1 protein-coding gene is annotated in these 1,189 nt (G+C 43.8%); it reads left to right on the top strand.

Annotated elements, in window-relative coordinates; all coding sequences use genetic code 11:
• Position 1 precedes the first annotated feature (1 nt).
• Positions 2-1,177, top strand: a complete 1,176-nt coding sequence (tuf, locus tag ACFIO5_RS10290) for an elongation factor Tu (protein ID WP_012755022.1) — start codon at positions 2-4, stop codon at positions 1,175-1,177.
• The last annotated feature ends 12 nt before the right edge of the window (positions 1,178-1,189 follow it).

The following is a 1,189-nucleotide window of genomic DNA, read 5'->3' as shown; positions in this document are numbered from 1 at the left end:
AATGGCGAAGAGCAAGTTTGAACGAACAAAACCGCATGTTAATATTGGTACGATTGGTCACGTTGATCATGGGAAGACCTCGTTGACAGCAGCGATTACGAAATATTTTGGTGAATTTAAAGCTTATGACCAAATTGACGCTGCGCCAGAGGAACGCGCACGTGGAATTACTATTTCTACAGCACACGTTGAGTATGAAACGGAAAATCGTCACTATGCGCACGTTGATTGTCCAGGACACGCTGATTATGTGAAAAACATGATCACAGGGGCAGCACAGATGGATGGTGCTATTTTGGTTGTTTCAGCAGCTGATGGCCCAATGCCTCAGACGCGTGAGCATATTTTGCTTGCACGTCAGGTTGGTGTTCCAGCAATTGTTGTTTTTCTTAATAAAGTTGATCAGGTTGATGATGCAGAACTTTTGGAGCTTGTAGAGCTTGAGGTTCGGGAACTTTTATCCAAATATGATTTTCCAGGCGATGATATACCAATTGTTAAGGGTTCTGCGTTGGCAGCCCTTGAGGATAAGGATAAAAGCATTGGTGAAGATGCTGTTCGTCTTTTAATGAGTGAAGTTGATAATTATATTCCAACCCCTGAACGTCCTGTTGATCAACCATTTTTGATGCCGATAGAGGATGTATTTTCGATTTCGGGTCGTGGAACCGTTGTTACGGGTCGTGTTGAGCGTGGTGTTATTAAAGTTGGAGAGGAAATCGAGATTATCGGTATTCGTCCAACGTCTAAGACGACGGTTACAGGCGTTGAAATGTTCCGCAAGCTTTTGGATCAAGGTCAAGCGGGTGATAATATAGGGGCTCTGCTACGTGGTGTTGACCGTGAAGGGATTGAGCGTGGTCAAGTATTGGCAAAGCCAGGATCCGTTACACCTCATACACGGTTTAAAGCAGAAGCTTACATTTTGACAAAAGATGAAGGTGGACGTCATACACCATTTTTCACGAATTATCGTCCTCAGTTTTACTTCCGCACGACGGATGTTACAGGTATTGTTACGCTTCCAGAAGGAACGGAAATGGTTATGCCAGGTGACAATGTTGCGATGGATGTTTCGTTGATCGTTCCGATAGCGATGGAAGAGAAACTTCGTTTTGCTATTCGTGAAGGTGGTCGTACTGTTGGTGCCGGTATCGTCTCTAAGATCATTGAATAAATAATGCTTGTT

The sequence above is a fragment of the Bartonella sp. AA86SXKL genome (assembly GCF_042196885.1).
The sequence above is the reverse complement of the archived record's forward strand: the minus strand, read 5'-3'. Positions and strand labels throughout refer to the sequence as shown.

Bases quoted from the DNA above. Each gene is read 5' to 3' on its own strand.
- tuf (WP_012755022.1), top strand. From the start codon at position 2: ATGGCGAAGAGCAAGTTTGAACGAACAAAACCGCATGTTAATATTGGT.